The following is a 15,015-nucleotide window of genomic DNA, read 5'->3' as shown; positions in this document are numbered from 1 at the left end:
TGCTGAGCGGAGCTGGGGGTCCCCCGCTCGAGCGCAGCCGAGAGTGGGGGAAGCAGGATGCGGTACGGCCGCGCAGGCCAGCCAGGTAGCCTTTGCTTCGTGCCCCGTCTGTCTGAAGTCATCGCCGCGCTGGAGAACCTGTGGCCCGCCGAGCGGGCCGAGTCCTGGGACGCGGTCGGCACGGTCGTGGGCGACCCCGACCAGGAGGTCACGCGGGTCCTGTTCGCCGTCGACCCCGTGCAGGAGATCGTCGACGAGGCGGTGAAGCTCGGCGCCGACCTGCTGGTCACCCACCACCCGCTCTATCTGCGGGGTACGACCACGGTCGCGGCGAGCCACTTCAAGGGCCGTGTCGTGCACACGCTGATCAAGAACGACATCGCCCTGCACGTCGCCCACACCAACGCCGACACGGCGGATCCGGGTGTCTCCGACGCCCTCGCCGGCGCGCTCGACCTCAGGGTCGTACGGCCCCTCGTACCGGACCCGACCGACCCCGAGGGCCGCCGCGGTCTCGGCCGCGTCTGCGAACTCGACCACCCGCTGACCGTCCGTGAACTGGCCGCGCGCGCCGCCGAGCGGCTGCCCGCCACCGCCCAGGGCATCCGGGTGGCCGGCGACCCCGAGGCCGTCGTCCGCACGGTCGCGGTCAGCGGCGGCTCCGGCGACAGCCTCTTCGACCAGGTCCGCACGGCCGGCGTCGACGCCTTCCTCACCGCCGACCTGCGCCACCACCCGGCTTCCGAGGCGGTCGCCCGCGGCCCCCTCGCGCTGCTCGACGCGGCGCACTGGGCCACCGAGTGGCCCTGGTGCGAGCTGGCCGCGAGCCAGCTCGACGAGATCTCCGACCGTCACGGCTGGGACCTGCGCGTCCACGTCTCCAAGACGGTCACCGACCCCTGGACCGCCCACGCGGCGTCCACCACCCTTCCAGCGGGCGCTTCGCGCGCCCCTATTGATTCCGCAGGAGCCCCCAACTGAACGCCGCGCCCGCCGACCAGATCCGACTCCTCGACGTCCAGGCCCTCGACGTCCGCCTGCAGCAGCTCGCGCACAAGCGGAAGTCGCTGCCCGAGCACGCCGAGATCGGCTCGCTGACCAAGGACCTCACGCAGCTGCGCGACCTGCTGGTGGCCGCGCAGACCGAGGAGAGCGACACCGCCCGCGAGCAGACCAAGGCCGAGCAGGACGTGGACCAGGTGCGCCAGCGCGCCGCCCGGGACCAGCAGCGCCTGGACTCCGGCGCGGTCACCTCGCCGAAGGACCTGTCCAACCTCCAGCACGAGATCGCCTCCCTCGCCAAGCGCCAGGGCGACCTGGAGGATGTGGTCCTGGAGGTCATGGAGCGCCGTGAGGCCGCACAGGAGCGGGTGAACGAGCTGACCGAGCGCGTCGCGTCCGTCCAGTCGAAGATCGACGACGCGACCGCCCGCCGGGACGCGGCCTTCGAGGAGATCGACGGCGAGGCCGCCACGGTGACCAAGGAGCGCGAGGTGGTCGCGGGCGCGGTCCCCGCCGACCTCCTCAAGCTCTACGACAAGCTGCGCGGGCAGCAGGGCGGCATCGGTGCGGCCAAGCTGTACGCCCGCACCTGCCAGGGCTGCCGTCAGGAGCTGGCGATCACCGAGCTGAACGAGATCCGCTCGGCGGCACCGGACACCGTGGTGCGCTGCGAGAACTGCGGCCGCATCCTGGTGCGCACGGCCGAGTCGGGTCTGTAGAGGGACAAGGGGCTTCACCGGTGAGGGAGTTCATCGTCGAGGCCGACGGCGGCTCGCGGGGCAACCCCGGGCCGGCCGGCTACGGCGCCGTGGTGAGCGACGCGGCGACGGGGGAGACGCTGACCGAGCTGGCCGAGTACATCGGCGTCGCCACCAACAACGTCGCCGAATACCGGGGCCTGCTGGCCGGCCTGCGCGCCGCCCACGCCCTGGACCCGGCGGCCATGGTGCATGTGCGCATGGACTCCAAGCTGGTCATCGAGCAGATGTCGGGCCGCTGGAAGATCAAACACCCCGACATGAAGCCCCTGGCGACGCAGTCGAGGTCGGTCTTTCCCCCTGACCAGGTCACCTACGAGTGGATGCCCCGGGAGCAGAACAAACACGCGGACCGCTTGGCGAACGAGGCGATGGACGCGGGCACGAGGGGGGAGCAGTGGTCCGCGGCCGCGGGCGGTGAGGCCGGCGCAGCCGCGGGCCGTGACGCGGCGGCACCTTCCGGCGAGCAGCGCCTCTCCAGTGCCCCTGGCTGGAGCAGCGCCCCCGACCTCGGCGCCCCCGCGACTTTCGTGCTGCTCCGCCACGGCGAGACCCCCCTCACCCCCCAGAAGCGCTTCTCCGGCAGCGGCGGCACCGACCCCGCCCTCTCCGCCGCCGGCCGCGAACAGGCCCACCGCGTGGCCGAGGCCCTCGCCCGGCGCGGCACCATCGAGGCCGTCCTCGCCTCCCCTCTCACCCGCACCCGCGAAACCGCCGCCGCCGTCGCCACCCGCCTGGGCCTCGACGTGACGATCGAGGACGGACTGCGCGAGACGGACTTCGGCGCCTGGGAGGGCCTCACCTTCGGCGAGGTCCGCGACCGCCACCCCGACGACCTGAACGCCTGGCTCGCCGACCCAGAGGCCCACCCCACCGGCGGCGGCGAGAGCTTCGCCGAGACGGCCACCCGGATCGCCGCCACCCGCGACAAGCTGGTCGCCGCGTACGCGGGCCGCACGGTCCTGCTGGTCTCGCACGTGACCCCGATCAAGACCTTCGTGCGCCTCGCCCTCGGCGCCCCGCCCGAGTCCCTGTTCCGCATGGAACTCTCGGCGGCCTCGCTGTCGGCGGTGGCGTACTACGCAGACGGCAACGCGAGCGTACGGCTGTTCAACGACACGGCCCATCTGCGCCCCTGAGCCCCGCGGCGACCCGCGCCAGCTCCTCGACAAGGGCCCAGTTGCCGGCGGCCACCGCGTCCGCCGGGACCATCCAACTGCCGCCCACGCAGCCGACGTTGGACAGGGCCAGATACTCCGGCGCGGTCGCCTGCCCGATCCCGCCGGTCGGGCAGAAGCGGGCCTGCGGCAACGGCCCGGCCAGCGACCTCAGATAGTCCGTACCGCCCGCCGCCCGCGCCGGGAAGAACTTCATCTCCCGCACTCCGCGCTCCAGCAGCGCCACGACCTCCGAGGCGGTCGACACCCCGGGCAGGTACGGCACCCCCGAACCGCGCATCGCCTCCAGCAGGACGTCCGTCCACCCGGGGCTGACCAGAAACCGCGCCCCGGCCGCCGTAGCCGCGCCGACCTGCTCCGGTGTGATCACCGTGCCCGCGCCGACCACGGCGTGCGGCACCTCGGCGGCGATCGCCCGGATCGCGTCCAGCGCCGCAGGAGTCCTCAGTGTCACCTCGATCGCCGGCAGCCCGCCCGCCACCAGCGCCCGCGCCAGCGGTACGGCGTCGGCGGCGTCGGCGAGGACCGCCACGGGCACGACGGGCGCGAGATCCAGTACGGAGGCAGCCGGAGAGGAGGACAGCGGTGAGGTCATGTCCTCATCGTGCCCAGCGGATGCAGCATGCGCAAAGGTCGTTGCGCATGATGCAATGATCTCAGTGGATCTCCTCCACCAGCACATCCAGCGACCACGGCTTCCCGGCCTTCGCCGGCGCCTCCGCCTCCACGACGTACCCCAGCTCCCGCAGCACCTCGACCAGTTCGGCCGGGTCCTTCGGCGCGGCGCCGGCCGTGAGCAGGCTCCGTACCATCCGGCCCTTGGTCGCCTTGTTGAAGTGGCTGACCACCTTCCGCGTCGGCGCGTGCAGCACCCGCACGGTCGCCGTACGCCCCGCGACCTCGCCCTTCGGCTTCCAGGCCGCCGCATACGCCGAGGACCGCAGATCCAGCACCAGGCCGTCCCCGGCCGCCTCGGGCAGCACCTCGGCCATCGGCGCCCGCCAGTGCCCGGCCAGCGCGCCGAGCCCCGGCAGCTTCACGCCCATCGAGCAGCGGTAGGACGGGATCCGGTCCGTCACGCGCACCGCGCCCCACAGCCCGGAGAACACCAGCAGCGAGTCCGCCGCGCGCCGCCGCGCCGCCGCGTCCAGGCCGGCCAGACCGAGGGCGTCGTAGAGGACACCGGTGTAGATCTCCCCGGCGGGGCGGGCCCCGGCCGTCGGCAGGCCGGCGTTCTTCGCGACCTCGCCGCGCAGCCTCTCGCTCAGCCCGAGCACCTCGCGCGCCTTCTCCTCGTCACCGGAGCACAGGTCGACCAGCTCGGCGAGGACGGCCTCCCGCGCGTCGGCGAGCCCCGGCAGGGACAGCGACCGCAGCGCCAGCGGGGCGCCCTCGCCCGGGTTCGCCTTGCCTTCCGAGGGCGGCAGCAGGACCAGCACACGTACTCCTCACATAGACCTCCGCGACAGGGTACGGCGTGCCGCCGCTGCGGCCGCGACCTACGCTCGCTGTATGCCCCGCCGCAAGATCCGCGTGACCGGTGCCCCCGAAGCCCCCCTCCGGGCCGCCCTCGCCGCGCTGCGCACCGAACTCGGCGTCCCGGAGGCCTTCCCGCCCCCGGTCGCGCAGGAGGCCGAGCGTGCGGCGAGACAACCGGCCCTGCCGTCGTACGACGCCACGGACATCCCCTTCTTCACCCTCGACCCTCCCGCCTCCACCGACCTCGACCAGGCCGCGCACCTGTCCCGGCGGGGCGGCGGCTACCGGGTCCGGTACGCCATCGCCGACGTCGCCGCCTTCGTCGTACCCGGCGCGGCGCTGGACGCGGAGGCGCAGCGCCGGGTGAACACCCTGTACTTCCCCGACGAGCGGATCCCGCTGCACCCCACCGTGCTCAGCGAGGGCGCGGCCAGCCTGCTGCCGGACCAGGTCCGCCCGGCCGTGCTGTGGACGATCGACCTGGACGCGGACGGCCGGACCGGCGCCGTCGACGTGCGCCGCGCCCTGGTCCGCAGCCGCGCCAAGCTCGACTACGCGGGCGTGCAGAAGCAGATCGAGGCCGGGACCGCCGAGGAGCCGGTCGCCCTGCTCAAGGAGATCGGCGAGGCCCGGGAACGGCAGGAGAGCGAGCGCGGCGGCATCTCCCTGAACGTGCCCGAGCAGGAGATCACCGAACAGGACCACACCTACGTCCTCGGCTACCGGGCCCCGCTGCCCACCGAGGGCTGGAACGCCCAGCTCTCCCTGCTCACCGGCATGGCCGCCGCCGATCTGATGCTCGCCCACGGCACCGGCGTGCTGCGCACCCTCCCGGCCGCCCCCGACGGCGCCGTCGCCCGGCTGCGCCGTACCGCGACCGCGCTGCACATCGACTGGCCGCACCATGTGTCGTACGCGGCCCTCATCCGCACCCTCGACCCGCACGACACCCGCCACGCGGCCTTCCTCCAGGAGTGCACGGCCCTGCTGCGCGGCGCCGGCTACACCGTCTTCCGGGACGGCGTCCTGCCCGCGATCACGACCCACGCCGCCGTCGCCGCGCCCTACACCCACTGCACCGCCCTGCTGCGCCGCCTCGCCGACCGCTACGCCGCCGAGATCTGCCTCGCCGCCGTCGCCGGTCAGGCCCCGCCCGACTGGGTGCTCGCCGCGCTCGACGCGCTGCCCCGGCGGATGGCCGACGGCGCCCGTATCGCCGGCACGGTCGAGCGCGAGTGCGTGGACATCGTGGAGGCGGCCCTGCTCAGGGACCGGGTCGGGGACGTCTTCGAGGGGTGCGTGGTGGACGTCGACGAACACCGGCCGACCGTCGGCACCGTGCAGCTGGTCTCCCCGGCCGTCATCGGCCGCATCGAGGGCGACCGGCTCCCGCTCGGCGAACGGCTTCGGGTCCGGCTCGCCCAGGCCGATCCCGGGACATCGAAGATCCTCTTCACGGCCGTGTGAGTGCCCGGACGAGCCCGCCGGGCCATCGGCGTACAGCCGCACCACGCTGACGTCCTTGCGCCGGTCCGGCAGCATCAAGTGGCCGATGGGCCAGGCGAGTTCGAGCGTGGCCGAGATCCGGGAGCATGGTCGTCCTGGAGATCCACGGTGCTGTCCCGACGAGCCGGCCTGGGCGCGGCATGGAAACGGGGCCTGAAAGCGTTGCACCCAGAGCCGGGACGCGGTGAGCAGGGGTGAGAAGGGGGACGCGGGATGGCGGAGCAGGCGCTGTGGACGCGCGCCCGGCTGGGCCACGGCGGACCCCCGCTGGACCTCCTGACGGCGAACTTCCGCCGGCACACCTACGCCCCGCACGCCCACGACGAGTACACGATCGGCGTCTGCGTCGGCGGCCACGAGGTCATCGACTACCGGGGCGGCCACATCCGCACCGGCCCCGGCACCATCGTCGTCCTCGACCCCGGCGAGATGCACACCGGCGGCCCCGGCAACGCCACCGACGGCTACGCCTACCGCGCCCTGTACGCCGACCCGTCGCTGCTGACCGACGGCATCCTCGGCGACCGCCCGTACTTCCACGAGCCTCTCCTAGACGACCCCGAGCTGGCCGCCGCCCTCCGCCGCGCCCACACCGAACTCAGCGCCTGCCCCGACCCCCTGGAGGCCGAATCCCGCCTCCCCTGGCTGCTCACGGCCCTGGCCCGCCGCCACTCCACGGCCCGGCCCGTGTGCGACGTGATCCCCGGCGCGGGCGCGATCGCGCTGACGGTCCGCGACCGCCTCGCCGACGAACTCATGGCACCGCCACCGCTCGCCTGCCTCGCCGCCGACCTGGGCCTGTCCCGCTACCAGCTGCTACGGGCCTTCCGTACGACCATGGGCATACCCCCGTACGCCTGGCTCGCCCAGCACCGGGTGAACAGGGCGCGGACGTTGCTGGCGGCGGGCCTGCGCCCGGCGGAGGTGGCGGGGCTGGTGGGCTTCGCCGACCAGGCGCATCTGACCCGCTGGTTCCGCCGGGTGCTCGGGGTGACGCCGGCGGCGTACCGCAACAGCGTTCAAGACTCCCGGTGAGGTGCTGGCCGAAACTCATCGCATGACTGCACGAGGCTGGTTCCTGTTCTCCCTGATGGGAGTGATCTGGGGCATCCCCTATCTGATGATCAAGGTGGCGGTGGACGAGGTCTCCCCGCCGGTGGTCGTGTTCACGCGCTGTGCGCTCGGCGCGGTCCTGCTGCTCCCCTTCGCCGCACGCCAGGGCGGCCTGCTCGGGACCGTACGCGCCCACTGGCGCCCCCTGCTGGCCTTCGCGCTGCTGGAGATCCTGATCCCCTGGATGACGCTGACCGACGCCGAACGGCACCTGTCCAGCTCGACGGCGGGCCTGCTGATCGCGGGCGTCCCGATCGTGGGCGTCGTCGTGGCCCGCCTGTCGGGCGACACCGAACACCTGGGAGCCCGCCGTCTGACCGGCCTGGCCCTGGGCCTGGGCGGCGTGACGGTGCTGACCCTGCCCCACCTCGCCGGCGGCGACGCCCGCTCCCTGGCCGAGGTGCTGGTGACGGTCGTGGGCTACGCGACGGCTCCGCTGATAGCCGCCCGCCGCCTGAAGGACGTCCCCTCGCTGCATCTGACGGCGATCTGCCTGACCCTGGCGGCGCTGGTCTACGCCCCCGCGGCGGCCCTCACCCACCCCTCCGCCGTCCCCTCTCCCTCCGCCCTGGCGGCCCTGACCGGCCTCGGCGTGCTCTGCACGGCGGTGGCCTTCGTGGCGTTCCTGGAGCTGATCAAGGAGGCGGGCCCGACCCGGGCGACGGTGATCACGTACGTCAACCCGGCGGTCGCGGTGGCGGCGGGCGCGCTCCTGCTGAACGAGCCGCTGAGTCCCACGATCCTGGCGGCCTTCGCCCTCATCCTGGCCGGCTCGGTACTGGCCACGGCCGCCGGCCCGCGCCGGTCCCGGCGCCCGGTACCATGGTCGACACGGCAGACGAGCCGGGCGGACGGCCGCGTGGAGTCCCCTTAGGGGGCTTCCCGAGGAACGTCCGGGCTCCACAGGGCAGGGTGATGGCTAACGGCCACCCGGGGTGACCCGCGGGACAGTGCCACAGAAAGCAGACCGCCCGGGGCTTCGGCCCCTGGTAAGGGTGAAACGGTGGTGTAAGAGACCACCAGTGCCCAGGGCGACCTGGGCAGCTAGGTAAACCCCACCCGGAGCAAGGTCAAAAGGGGCGCCGTGAAAAGCGCCCTGCGCGGACGTTCGAGGGCTGCCCGCCCGAGTCCGCGGGTAGACCGCACGAGGCCGGCGGCAACGCCGGCCCTAGATGGATGGCCGTCGCCGAGAGGCCCGCGAGGACCTCTCGGAACAGAACCCGGCGTACAGCCCGACTCGTCTGCCGGCTCAATCTCCGGGAGAGCGGGTCTTTGCCGGCGGCACGAGCGGACGCTCCCCGACTCCCTTCAAGTGGGCCTCGAACACCTCCCGTGCCTCCGGTGTCAGCGTTCGCAGGGCCACCAGGGCGGTGATCACCACGTCGCACAGTTCCGCCTGTACGTCCTCCCAGGTGTGGGTGATGCCCTTGCGGGGGTTCTGGCCGGTCGTGCCGATGATCGCCTCGGCGACCTCGCCGACCTCCTCCGAGAGTTTCAGGACGCGGAGGAGGAGACCCTCGGTGCCGGTGTGGGTGCGGGTGGCCTCCAGACGGGACCAGAGTTCGTCGATCCTGGGCCAGAGGGCGGAGACGGAGGTGGAGGCGGGGGTGTCCGGATCGGTCATGCCCGGCAGCCTGCCACGCCCCGCGGCACCGCCGTACCGGCTACTCCTCGAACTCCTCGAACAGCGCCTCCTGCTCCCCCTCCGTCTTCGTCCGTACCCGGCAGCTCCGCGCGCCGATCACCGCCGCCGTCGCCGCCGCCGTCACCCCCAGGGCCACCGGCACCATCCAGCCGCGGTCGAAGACATGACCGAGGGCGTGGTCGAGGGAGAGGCGGCCGGGACCGGCGACGGCGAGGCCCGTGGCCGCCAGGCCCAGGCTCGTCGCGTACTCGTAGCCGCCCCCCTGGGCGAAGAAGCCGTTGGGAAGGTGGACCGTCGCCGCCCCCGCCATCGCGCCGGCCGCCGCGGCGCCCGCCGCCGGGGTCGCCAGGCCCAGGGCGAGGAGGGTGCCGCCGCCCGCCTCCGCGAGGCCCGCCGCCGTCGCGCTCGCCTTGCCTGGCGCGTAGCCGACGGACTCCATGAACTGGCCGGTGCCCTCCAGACCGTGCCCGCCGAACCAGCCGAACAGCTTCTGCGCGCCGTGCGCGGCCAGCACCCCGCCGGTCCCCAGCCGGAGCAGCAGCAGGCCCAGATCACGTCGGTCGAGACAGCTCACGGTGACTCCCATGCAGGACAGGACAGGCGGACACACGGACACACGGACGGGTTCCTCCCGGGTTTCCACCGTCGCAGGTCCGACACCTGTCGGCCCGTCGTGGCGGGCGTTCGGGTGGCGGGCCGGGGCCGGCGGTGTGAGCCTTGCGCCATGACGATTCAGCCAGCCAAGCTCAGCGATCCGACCGTCCGGGCCTTTGTGAACGCCGTCAACTCCCATGACCGGGAGGGCTTCATGAAGCTCCTCGCGCGCGGCGCGACCATGGCCGACGACGGCTCCGACCGCGACCTCGCCGATTGGATCGACCGGGAGATCTTCTCCACCCACGGCCACATGGAGGTCGACAACGAGTCCGGCGGCGGACGAGCCCTCGTCGCCCGCTACCGCAACGACACCTGGGGCGAGATGCGCACCAGGTGGAACTTCACCGTCGACGACGACGGGCTGATCGCCCGCTTCGAGACCGGACAGGCGTAACCGGAGCGGCCCTTGTCCGCCGGCTCAACTCGGCCGCAAGCTGGGGAGGAAACTTTGAGCCACCCGGGTAAGGGATGTGCAAGGCCCGGGAATCGCGGGCAGCTCATCGTATTTTCATAACGCGGCAAATTCCGAGCCGCACCGCCCTGTGATCCGGGAATCCCCTGCTGGGCGCGGTGTACGGTCCCGGAGTGCGTGAATGTTCCCGGCTCAGCCGGCGTGCCGTCATCGGGCTGGCGGCTGCCGCCCTTCCCCTGTCCACGGCCACCGAGGCCTCCGCGACCGCGGTCATCGGCGGCGAGCGGTTGGCCCGTACCGGCGTCCAGGTGCGCGGCGCCTCCGGGCTGCCCCACAAGCTCACCGCCCGCTCCTGGCTGATCGCCGACTGCGAGAGCGGCGAGGTGCTCGCCTCGTTCAACGCGCACGGGCGGCTCGCGCCCGCGTCGACGCTGAAGATGCTGTTCGCGGACACCGTGCTGAAGAAGTTCGACCGCACCGAGCGGTACACCGTCAAGGACTCCGACGTCCTCGACGTCCCGGCCGGCTCCAGCCTGGTCGGTATCAAGCCCGGCCTCACCTACACCGTCGAGCAGTTGTGGCAGGGCGTGTTCCTGCGCTCCGGCAACGACGCCGTGCACGTGCTCTCCCATATGAACGGCGGCATCGCCGAGACCGTCGCCGAGATGCAGGCCAAGGCCAAGGACCTGCAGGCCCTGGACACCCATGTGGTCAGCCCCGACGGCTTCGACCACCCGGGCCAGATCTCCTCGGCGTACGACCTCTCGCTGTTCGGCCGCCACGGCCTGAAGGACGCCGACTTCCGTGGCTACTGCGGCACCCGGACCGCCAACTTCCCGGCGGGCGGCAAGAAGACCTTCCAGATCCAGAACACCGACCGCCTGCTGACCGGGGCGTTGGGCCTGAGGACGTACGACGGCCTGATCGGCGTCAAGAACGGCTACACCAGCAACGCCGGCAACACCTTCACCGGCGCGGCCACCCGGGGCGGGCGCACCCTGCTGGTGACGGTCATGCACCCCGCCGAGGGCGGCATCGCCGTCTACGAGCAGACCGCCGCGCTGCTCGACTGGGGCTTCGGACGCGGGCGTTCGGCGCAGGCCGTGGGCACGCTGGTCGATCCGCTCAGCGAGGGCGGCGCGAGATCCGGTGCGGCGCCCGCGCGGAACGCGGCCCAGGCGGCGGCCGCGCCCGGGGCGAACTCGGGCGGTTCGTCCACCGTGCGGGTGGCGGAAGGCGCGGGGGTCACGGCACTGCTGCTGACGGCCGGGGCGGTGATGATGGTGAAGCGCCGCCGCAGGGCCGTCGCGGCGGCCGCGATGGCCGAGGCGGCCGAGGCGGACACGGAGGTCGCGCGGGCCGCGGGCGTCGCGGGGCCGGCGGAGTCCGGCGGCCGGCACCGGCGCTGAAACGGCTCAAGCGGCTGAAACGGCTCAAGCGGCTGAAACGGCTCATGCGGCTGAAGACGGCTGAAGACGGCTGAAGACGGCTCGGACGTACGGCGAGCTGAAATGTGCGGCGGCCGTTCCACCGGCCGGTGTGTACCCCGCGTCCCGCGCGAGGTCCACCCCCAACTCCCGGCCCGGTGGAACGGCCGCCGCCTCCCCCCTCGGTGTGGCCGCGGAATCAACGTACTCCAACTGTGAAGCTCTCGTGGAGAAAGTTGAGCATATGTGCTCGACGGGCCGCAATACCGCGGATGTTCAAATTCCGCTTGTATGAATGGAGTCAGCCCCGCCCGATGTACGGCATCGCCGTCGCCAGCACCGTCGCGAACTGCACATTCGCCTCCAGCGGCAGCTCGGCCATGTGCCGTACGGTGCGCGCCACATCGGCCACGTCCATCACCGGCTCCGGAGCCACCTCCCCGTTCGCCTGCAGCGCGCCGGTCTGCATCCGGGCCGTCATGTCGGTCGCCGCGTTGCCGATGTCGATCTGCCCGACCGCGATGTTGTACGGCCGCCCGTCCAGGGACAGCGACTTGGTGAGGCCGGTCAGCGCGTGCTTGGTCGCGGTGTAGGCGACCGAGAGCGGGCGGGGCGTGTGCGCCGAGATGGAGCCGTTGTTGATGATCCGGCCGCCCTGCGGATCCTGCTCCTTCATCCGCCGGTACGCCGCCTGGGCGCACAGGAACGCCCCGTTGAGGTTGGTGTCCACCACATGCCGCCACGCGTCGTAGGGCAGCTCCTCGACCGGGACCCCGCCGGGCCCGAAGGTCCCCGCGTTGTTGAACAGCAGGTCCACCCGGCCGAACCGGTCCACCGTCGCCGCGAACAGCGCGTCCACGTCCTCGGGGCGGGAGACGTCGGTGCGCACGACCAGCGCGGCACCCTCCGGGGCCAGCGCCGCCGTCTCCTCCAGCGGCTCGGCGCGCCGGCCGGCCAGCGCCACCGACCAGCCGGCCCCGAGCAGCTCCACGGCGACGGCCCGTCCGATGCCGGAACCGGCGCCGGTCACCACCGCGATCTTCGATTGCCTGTCAGTCATGGCACCGCAGCGTAGGCGGAACGTCCGCGATGCGGAATCTGTCGTCCGCCATACGGTTACCCGGCGACGGCGGTCGTGTGCGCCCCCCGTCGTGTGCGCCCCCCAGCACACCTTCCGCTCCACCGATGCCCCGTCCTCGCTAGCGTGTGCCCCGGAAATCCGTACGAGCTGAGAGCATGGTCCCGGTCTCGAGTCCGGCAGGGGGCTTCTGAACAAGGGAGGGGCGCATGCGAGAGCGCGCGGCGGCACAGCCATCGGGAACACCGGGAACACCGGAAGCACCGGGAACACAGCCCACGTCTCCCACGTCTCCTCCGTCTCCCAGCGCCCCGGCGCAGGCCGGCGCGGCGCGCCGCACCGGTTTGCTCGTCACCCTCGTCCTCGGCGGCCTCACCGCGACACCCCCGCTCGCCATGGACATGTACCTCCCGTCCCTGCCGGAGGTCACCAGGTCCCTGCACGCGCCCGCCGCCACCGTCCAGCTCACCCTCACCGCGTGCCTGCTGGGCATGGCCCTCGGGCAGCTGGTCGTCGGCCCGATGAGCGACCGCTGGGGCCGGCGCCGGCCGCTGCTCGCCGGCCTCGGCGTCTACCTCCTCGCGACCGCCCTGTGCGCCCTCGCACCGAACGTCGAGACACTGGTCGCCTTCCGGCTGGCGCAGGGCCTCGCGGGCGCCGCCGGGATCGTCATCGCCCGGGCTGTCGTACGCGACCTGTACGACGGCATGGCCATGGCCCGCTTCTTCTCCACCCTGATGCTGATCTCCGGGGCCGCGCCCATCGTGGCGCCGCTGATCGGCGGGCAGATCCTGCGCGTGACCGACTGGCGGGGCGTGTTCGTGGTCCTGACGGTGGTCGGCGTGCTGCTCGCCGCGCTCGTCTGGCTGCGGCTGCCGGAGACACTGCCGCCCGCCGAGCGCCACGCCGGGGGAGCCGGTACGGCGCTGCGGGCGATGCGCGCCCTCCTCGCCGACCTGCCCTTCACCGGCTACATGCTGGCCGGTGGCTTCGCCTTCGCCGCGCTGTTCGCTTACATATCCGCGTCCCCGTTCGTGATCCAGGAGATCTACGGCGCCTCCCCGCAGACCTTCAGCCTGCTGTTCGGCCTCAACTCGGTCGGGCTGGTGGTCGCCGGACAGGTCAACGGGAAGCTGCTGGTCGGCCGGGTGAGCCTGGAGAAGGTGCTGGCCTCGGGCCTCGCGATGATCGTGCTCGCCGCGACCGCCCTGCTGCTGATGTCCACCGGCGCCCTCGGCGAGGTGGGCCTCGCCCCCGTCGCCGCCGCGCTGTTCGTCCTGATGTCCGCCATGGGCATCACGCTGCCCAACGCCCAGTCCCTCGCCCTGCTGCGCACCCGGCACGCCGCCGGCTCCGCCTCCGCGCTGCTCGGCACCTCCTCCTTCCTCGTCGGAGCGGTCGCCTCGCCGCTCGTCGGCGTCGCCGGAGAGCACACCGCCGTACCCATGGCGCTGGTCCAGCTGGCCGGAGCACTGGTCGCGGCGGCCTGCTTCGTGGGACTGTGCCGTCCCTGGACGACACGGGGGAACACCCGTGCGGGGTCGGAGGGAGACGAGAGCTGAGCGCACCGAGACTGCGCGTCGACACACCGCAACGGGCCGGGCTCGACCCCGTGGAACTCGGGCACCTGGTCGGTGAGGTGCACGCCCTGACCGCCGGAGAGCACCCCTGGGCGGCCGGCGCCGTCGTGCTCGCCGGCCGCGGACCCGTGATCGCCGTGGCCGAGGCCACGGGCTGGGCCGTCCGCTACGCCGGCTACGACCCCGAGACCGACACCGGCATCGAACTGGCGCCCGCCGCCCGGGTCCCGGCCACCGTCGACACGCCCTTCGACCTGGCCTCCCTCACCAAGCTGTTCACCTCCGTCGCCGCCGTGCAGCAGATCGAACGCGGCACCCTCGGCATGGACGCCCGGGTCGGCGACTACCTGCCCGACTTCCATGCCGCCGCCGCCCACGGCGTCACCGTGCGGCAGCTGCTCACCCACACCTCAGGGCTGCGCCCCGAGCTGCCGCTGTACGACTGCCGGGACGACGCCACCCGGCTGTCCCTGCTGCGCGCCGAGGCCCCGACCGCCCGGCCCGGCCGCTACCGCTACTCCGACCTGAACATGCTGCTGCTCCAGTCCCTGCTGGAGCGCATCACCGGCCGCTCGCTCGACGTCCTCGTCCAGGAGGGCATCACCCGTCCGCTCGGCATGACGGCCACCACCTTCGGCCCCTGCCGCGGCGCGGCCGCCACCGAGGACCAGCGGCGGCCGTGGGCCAAGGCGGACCGCGGGATGCTGCGGGGCGTGGTCCACGACGAGAACGCCTGGGCGCTCGGCGGGGTCGCCGGACACGCGGGCCTCTTCTCGACCGCCCCCGACCTCGCGGTCTTCTGCCGCACCCTGCTCGCCGGCGGCTCCTACGGCCCTGCCCGCATCCTCGGCCCCGACTTCGTCGAACTGCTGCTCACCCCGCCCGGCCTCGGCTTCACCGTCGACCAGCCATGGTTCATGGGCGAACTCGCGGGCAACGGGGCGGCGGGGCATACGGGCTTCACCGGCACGTCACTCGTCCTCGACCCGAGGACGGACACGTTCCTGATCCTGCTGGCCAACACGGTCCACCCGAAACGCCGCCCACCGAACAGCACACCGAGAGCAGCACTGGCGACCCACCTGGCAAGAGCAGTGATCTGACCCCCACACCCCACCCACCCGACCAGCACCCCGCAGAGTCCCCCACCACCCACCCAAGCCAGCCCCTGCACCGGCGC

General features: G+C 72.9%; 14 protein-coding genes, 1 other RNA gene and 1 pseudogene. 11 read left to right on the top strand and 5 right to left on the bottom strand.

Features of this window, described 5'->3' with window-relative positions:
- The first annotated feature begins 99 nt into the window (after positions 1 to 99).
- From AB0L75_RS21245 to AB0L75_RS21235, 3 genes are read left to right on the top strand one after another with little or no spacing between them, the layout of a single operon-like run.
- The gene (locus tag AB0L75_RS21245; protein WP_365182931.1) at positions 100 to 981 is read left to right on the top strand and encodes a Nif3-like dinuclear metal center hexameric protein; all 882 of its coding nucleotides are present in this window, start codon (positions 100 to 102) and stop codon (positions 979 to 981) included.
- Positions 978 to 1,721 carry a C4-type zinc ribbon domain-containing protein gene (locus AB0L75_RS21240; protein ID WP_365183122.1) on the top strand — a complete coding sequence of 248 codons (744 nt, stop codon included), beginning with the start codon at positions 978 to 980 and terminating at the stop codon, positions 1,719 to 1,721. The genes AB0L75_RS21245 and AB0L75_RS21240 overlap by 4 nt, the downstream gene beginning before the upstream one ends.
- Positions 1,722 to 1,741: 20 nt before the next feature.
- Positions 1,742 to 2,899 (top strand): bifunctional RNase H/acid phosphatase, encoded by a 1,158-nt coding sequence (locus AB0L75_RS21235; RefSeq protein WP_365182928.1) that lies wholly within the window; start codon positions 1,742 to 1,744, stop codon positions 2,897 to 2,899.
- Here the strand turns inward: AB0L75_RS21235 and eda are convergent.
- Positions 2,871 to 3,533, bottom strand: a complete 663-nt coding sequence (eda, locus tag AB0L75_RS21230) for a bifunctional 4-hydroxy-2-oxoglutarate aldolase/2-dehydro-3-deoxy-phosphogluconate aldolase (protein WP_365182926.1) — start codon at positions 3,531 to 3,533, stop codon at positions 2,871 to 2,873. The two genes, AB0L75_RS21235 and eda, sit on opposite strands and share 29 nt — an antisense overlap.
- Before the next feature lie 61 nt (positions 3,534 to 3,594).
- Complete coding sequence (gene yaaA / locus AB0L75_RS21225; protein ID WP_365182923.1) at positions 3,595 to 4,377, bottom strand: peroxide stress protein YaaA; 783 nt, start codon at positions 4,375 to 4,377, stop codon at positions 3,595 to 3,597.
- A gap of 73 nt (positions 4,378 to 4,450) precedes the next feature.
- On the opposite strand from yaaA, the gene AB0L75_RS21220 reads away from it, so the two are divergent.
- The 4 genes and pseudogenes from AB0L75_RS21220 (at position 4,451) to rnpB (ending at position 8,280) form a co-directional block, all read left to right on the top strand.
- Positions 4,451 to 5,884: an RNB domain-containing ribonuclease gene (locus AB0L75_RS21220; protein ID WP_365182921.1), complete on the top strand. Its 1,434-nt coding sequence runs from the start codon at positions 4,451 to 4,453 to the stop codon at positions 5,882 to 5,884.
- A 252-nt stretch (positions 5,885 to 6,136) separates the two neighbouring features.
- Positions 6,137 to 6,958 (top strand): AraC family transcriptional regulator, encoded by an 822-nt coding sequence (locus AB0L75_RS21215; protein WP_365182918.1) that lies wholly within the window; start codon positions 6,137 to 6,139, stop codon positions 6,956 to 6,958.
- A gap of 22 nt (positions 6,959 to 6,980) precedes the next feature.
- Positions 6,981 to 7,760 (top strand): annotated as a pseudogene (locus AB0L75_RS21210) (DMT family transporter); the annotation flags it as partial.
- A 115-nt stretch (positions 7,761 to 7,875) separates the two neighbouring features.
- Positions 7,876 to 8,280: RNase P RNA component class A (gene rnpB / locus AB0L75_RS21205), an RNA gene on the top strand.
- 5 nt (positions 8,281 to 8,285) lie between these two features.
- Here rnpB and AB0L75_RS21200 read toward each other — a convergent pair.
- The gene (locus AB0L75_RS21200; RefSeq protein WP_365182915.1) at positions 8,286 to 8,660 is read right to left on the bottom strand and encodes a MazG-like family protein; all 375 of its coding nucleotides are present in this window, start codon (positions 8,658 to 8,660) and stop codon (positions 8,286 to 8,288) included.
- Between the two features lie 40 nt (positions 8,661 to 8,700).
- Positions 8,701 to 9,255 (bottom strand): DoxX family membrane protein, encoded by a 555-nt coding sequence (locus tag AB0L75_RS21195; protein WP_365183120.1) that lies wholly within the window; start codon positions 9,253 to 9,255, stop codon positions 8,701 to 8,703.
- Positions 9,256 to 9,405: 150 nt separating this feature from the next.
- On the opposite strand from AB0L75_RS21195, the gene AB0L75_RS21190 reads away from it, so the two are divergent.
- Complete coding sequence (locus AB0L75_RS21190; protein ID WP_365182912.1) at positions 9,406 to 9,732, top strand: nuclear transport factor 2 family protein; 327 nt, start codon at positions 9,406 to 9,408, stop codon at positions 9,730 to 9,732.
- Between the two features lie 191 nt (positions 9,733 to 9,923).
- Entirely contained in the window at positions 9,924 to 11,159 is a 1,236-nt protein-coding gene (locus tag AB0L75_RS21185; RefSeq protein ID WP_365182910.1) for a D-alanyl-D-alanine carboxypeptidase, read from the top strand.
- A gap of 319 nt (positions 11,160 to 11,478) precedes the next feature.
- Here AB0L75_RS21185 and AB0L75_RS21180 read toward each other — a convergent pair whose 3' ends face one another.
- On the bottom strand, positions 11,479 to 12,237 hold the full coding sequence (locus AB0L75_RS21180) for an SDR family oxidoreductase (protein ID WP_365182907.1): 759 nt from the start codon (positions 12,235 to 12,237) through the stop codon (positions 11,479 to 11,481).
- A 227-nt stretch (positions 12,238 to 12,464) separates the two neighbouring features.
- On the opposite strand from AB0L75_RS21180, the gene AB0L75_RS21175 reads away from it, so the two are divergent.
- Together AB0L75_RS21175 and AB0L75_RS21170 are read left to right on the top strand one after the other, a co-directional pair.
- Entirely contained in the window at positions 12,465 to 13,817 is a 1,353-nt protein-coding gene (locus tag AB0L75_RS21175) for a multidrug effflux MFS transporter (protein WP_365182905.1), read from the top strand.
- Positions 13,757 to 14,938, top strand: a complete 1,182-nt coding sequence (locus AB0L75_RS21170) for a serine hydrolase domain-containing protein (protein ID WP_365182902.1) — start codon at positions 13,757 to 13,759, stop codon at positions 14,936 to 14,938. Before AB0L75_RS21175 ends, AB0L75_RS21170 begins: the two co-directional genes overlap by 61 nt.
- Positions 14,939 to 15,015: the final 77 nt, after the last annotated feature.

It is taken from the genome of Streptomyces sp. NPDC052101, assembly GCF_040680235.1.
Taxonomy (GTDB): Bacteria; Actinomycetota; Actinomycetes; order Streptomycetales; family Streptomycetaceae; genus Streptomyces.
The sequence above is the reverse complement of the archived record's forward strand: the minus strand, read 5'-3'. Positions and strand labels throughout refer to the sequence as shown.

Bases quoted from the DNA above. Each gene is read 5' to 3' on its own strand.
- AB0L75_RS21180 (WP_365182907.1), bottom strand. From the start codon at position 12,237: ATGACTGACAGGCAATCGAAGATCGCGGTGGTGACCGGCGCCGGTTCC.
- AB0L75_RS21220 (WP_365182921.1), top strand. From the start codon at position 4,451: ATGCCCCGCCGCAAGATCCGCGTGACCGGTGCCCCCGAAGCCCCCCTC.
- AB0L75_RS21175 (WP_365182905.1), top strand. From the start codon at position 12,465: ATGCGAGAGCGCGCGGCGGCACAGCCATCGGGAACACCGGGAACACCG.
- eda (WP_365182926.1), bottom strand. From the start codon at position 3,533: ATGACCTCACCGCTGTCCTCCTCTCCGGCTGCCTCCGTACTGGATCTC.
- AB0L75_RS21200 (WP_365182915.1), bottom strand. From the start codon at position 8,660: ATGACCGATCCGGACACCCCCGCCTCCACCTCCGTCTCCGCCCTCTGG.
- AB0L75_RS21190 (WP_365182912.1), top strand. From the start codon at position 9,406: ATGACGATTCAGCCAGCCAAGCTCAGCGATCCGACCGTCCGGGCCTTT.
- AB0L75_RS21215 (WP_365182918.1), top strand. From the start codon at position 6,137: ATGGCGGAGCAGGCGCTGTGGACGCGCGCCCGGCTGGGCCACGGCGGA.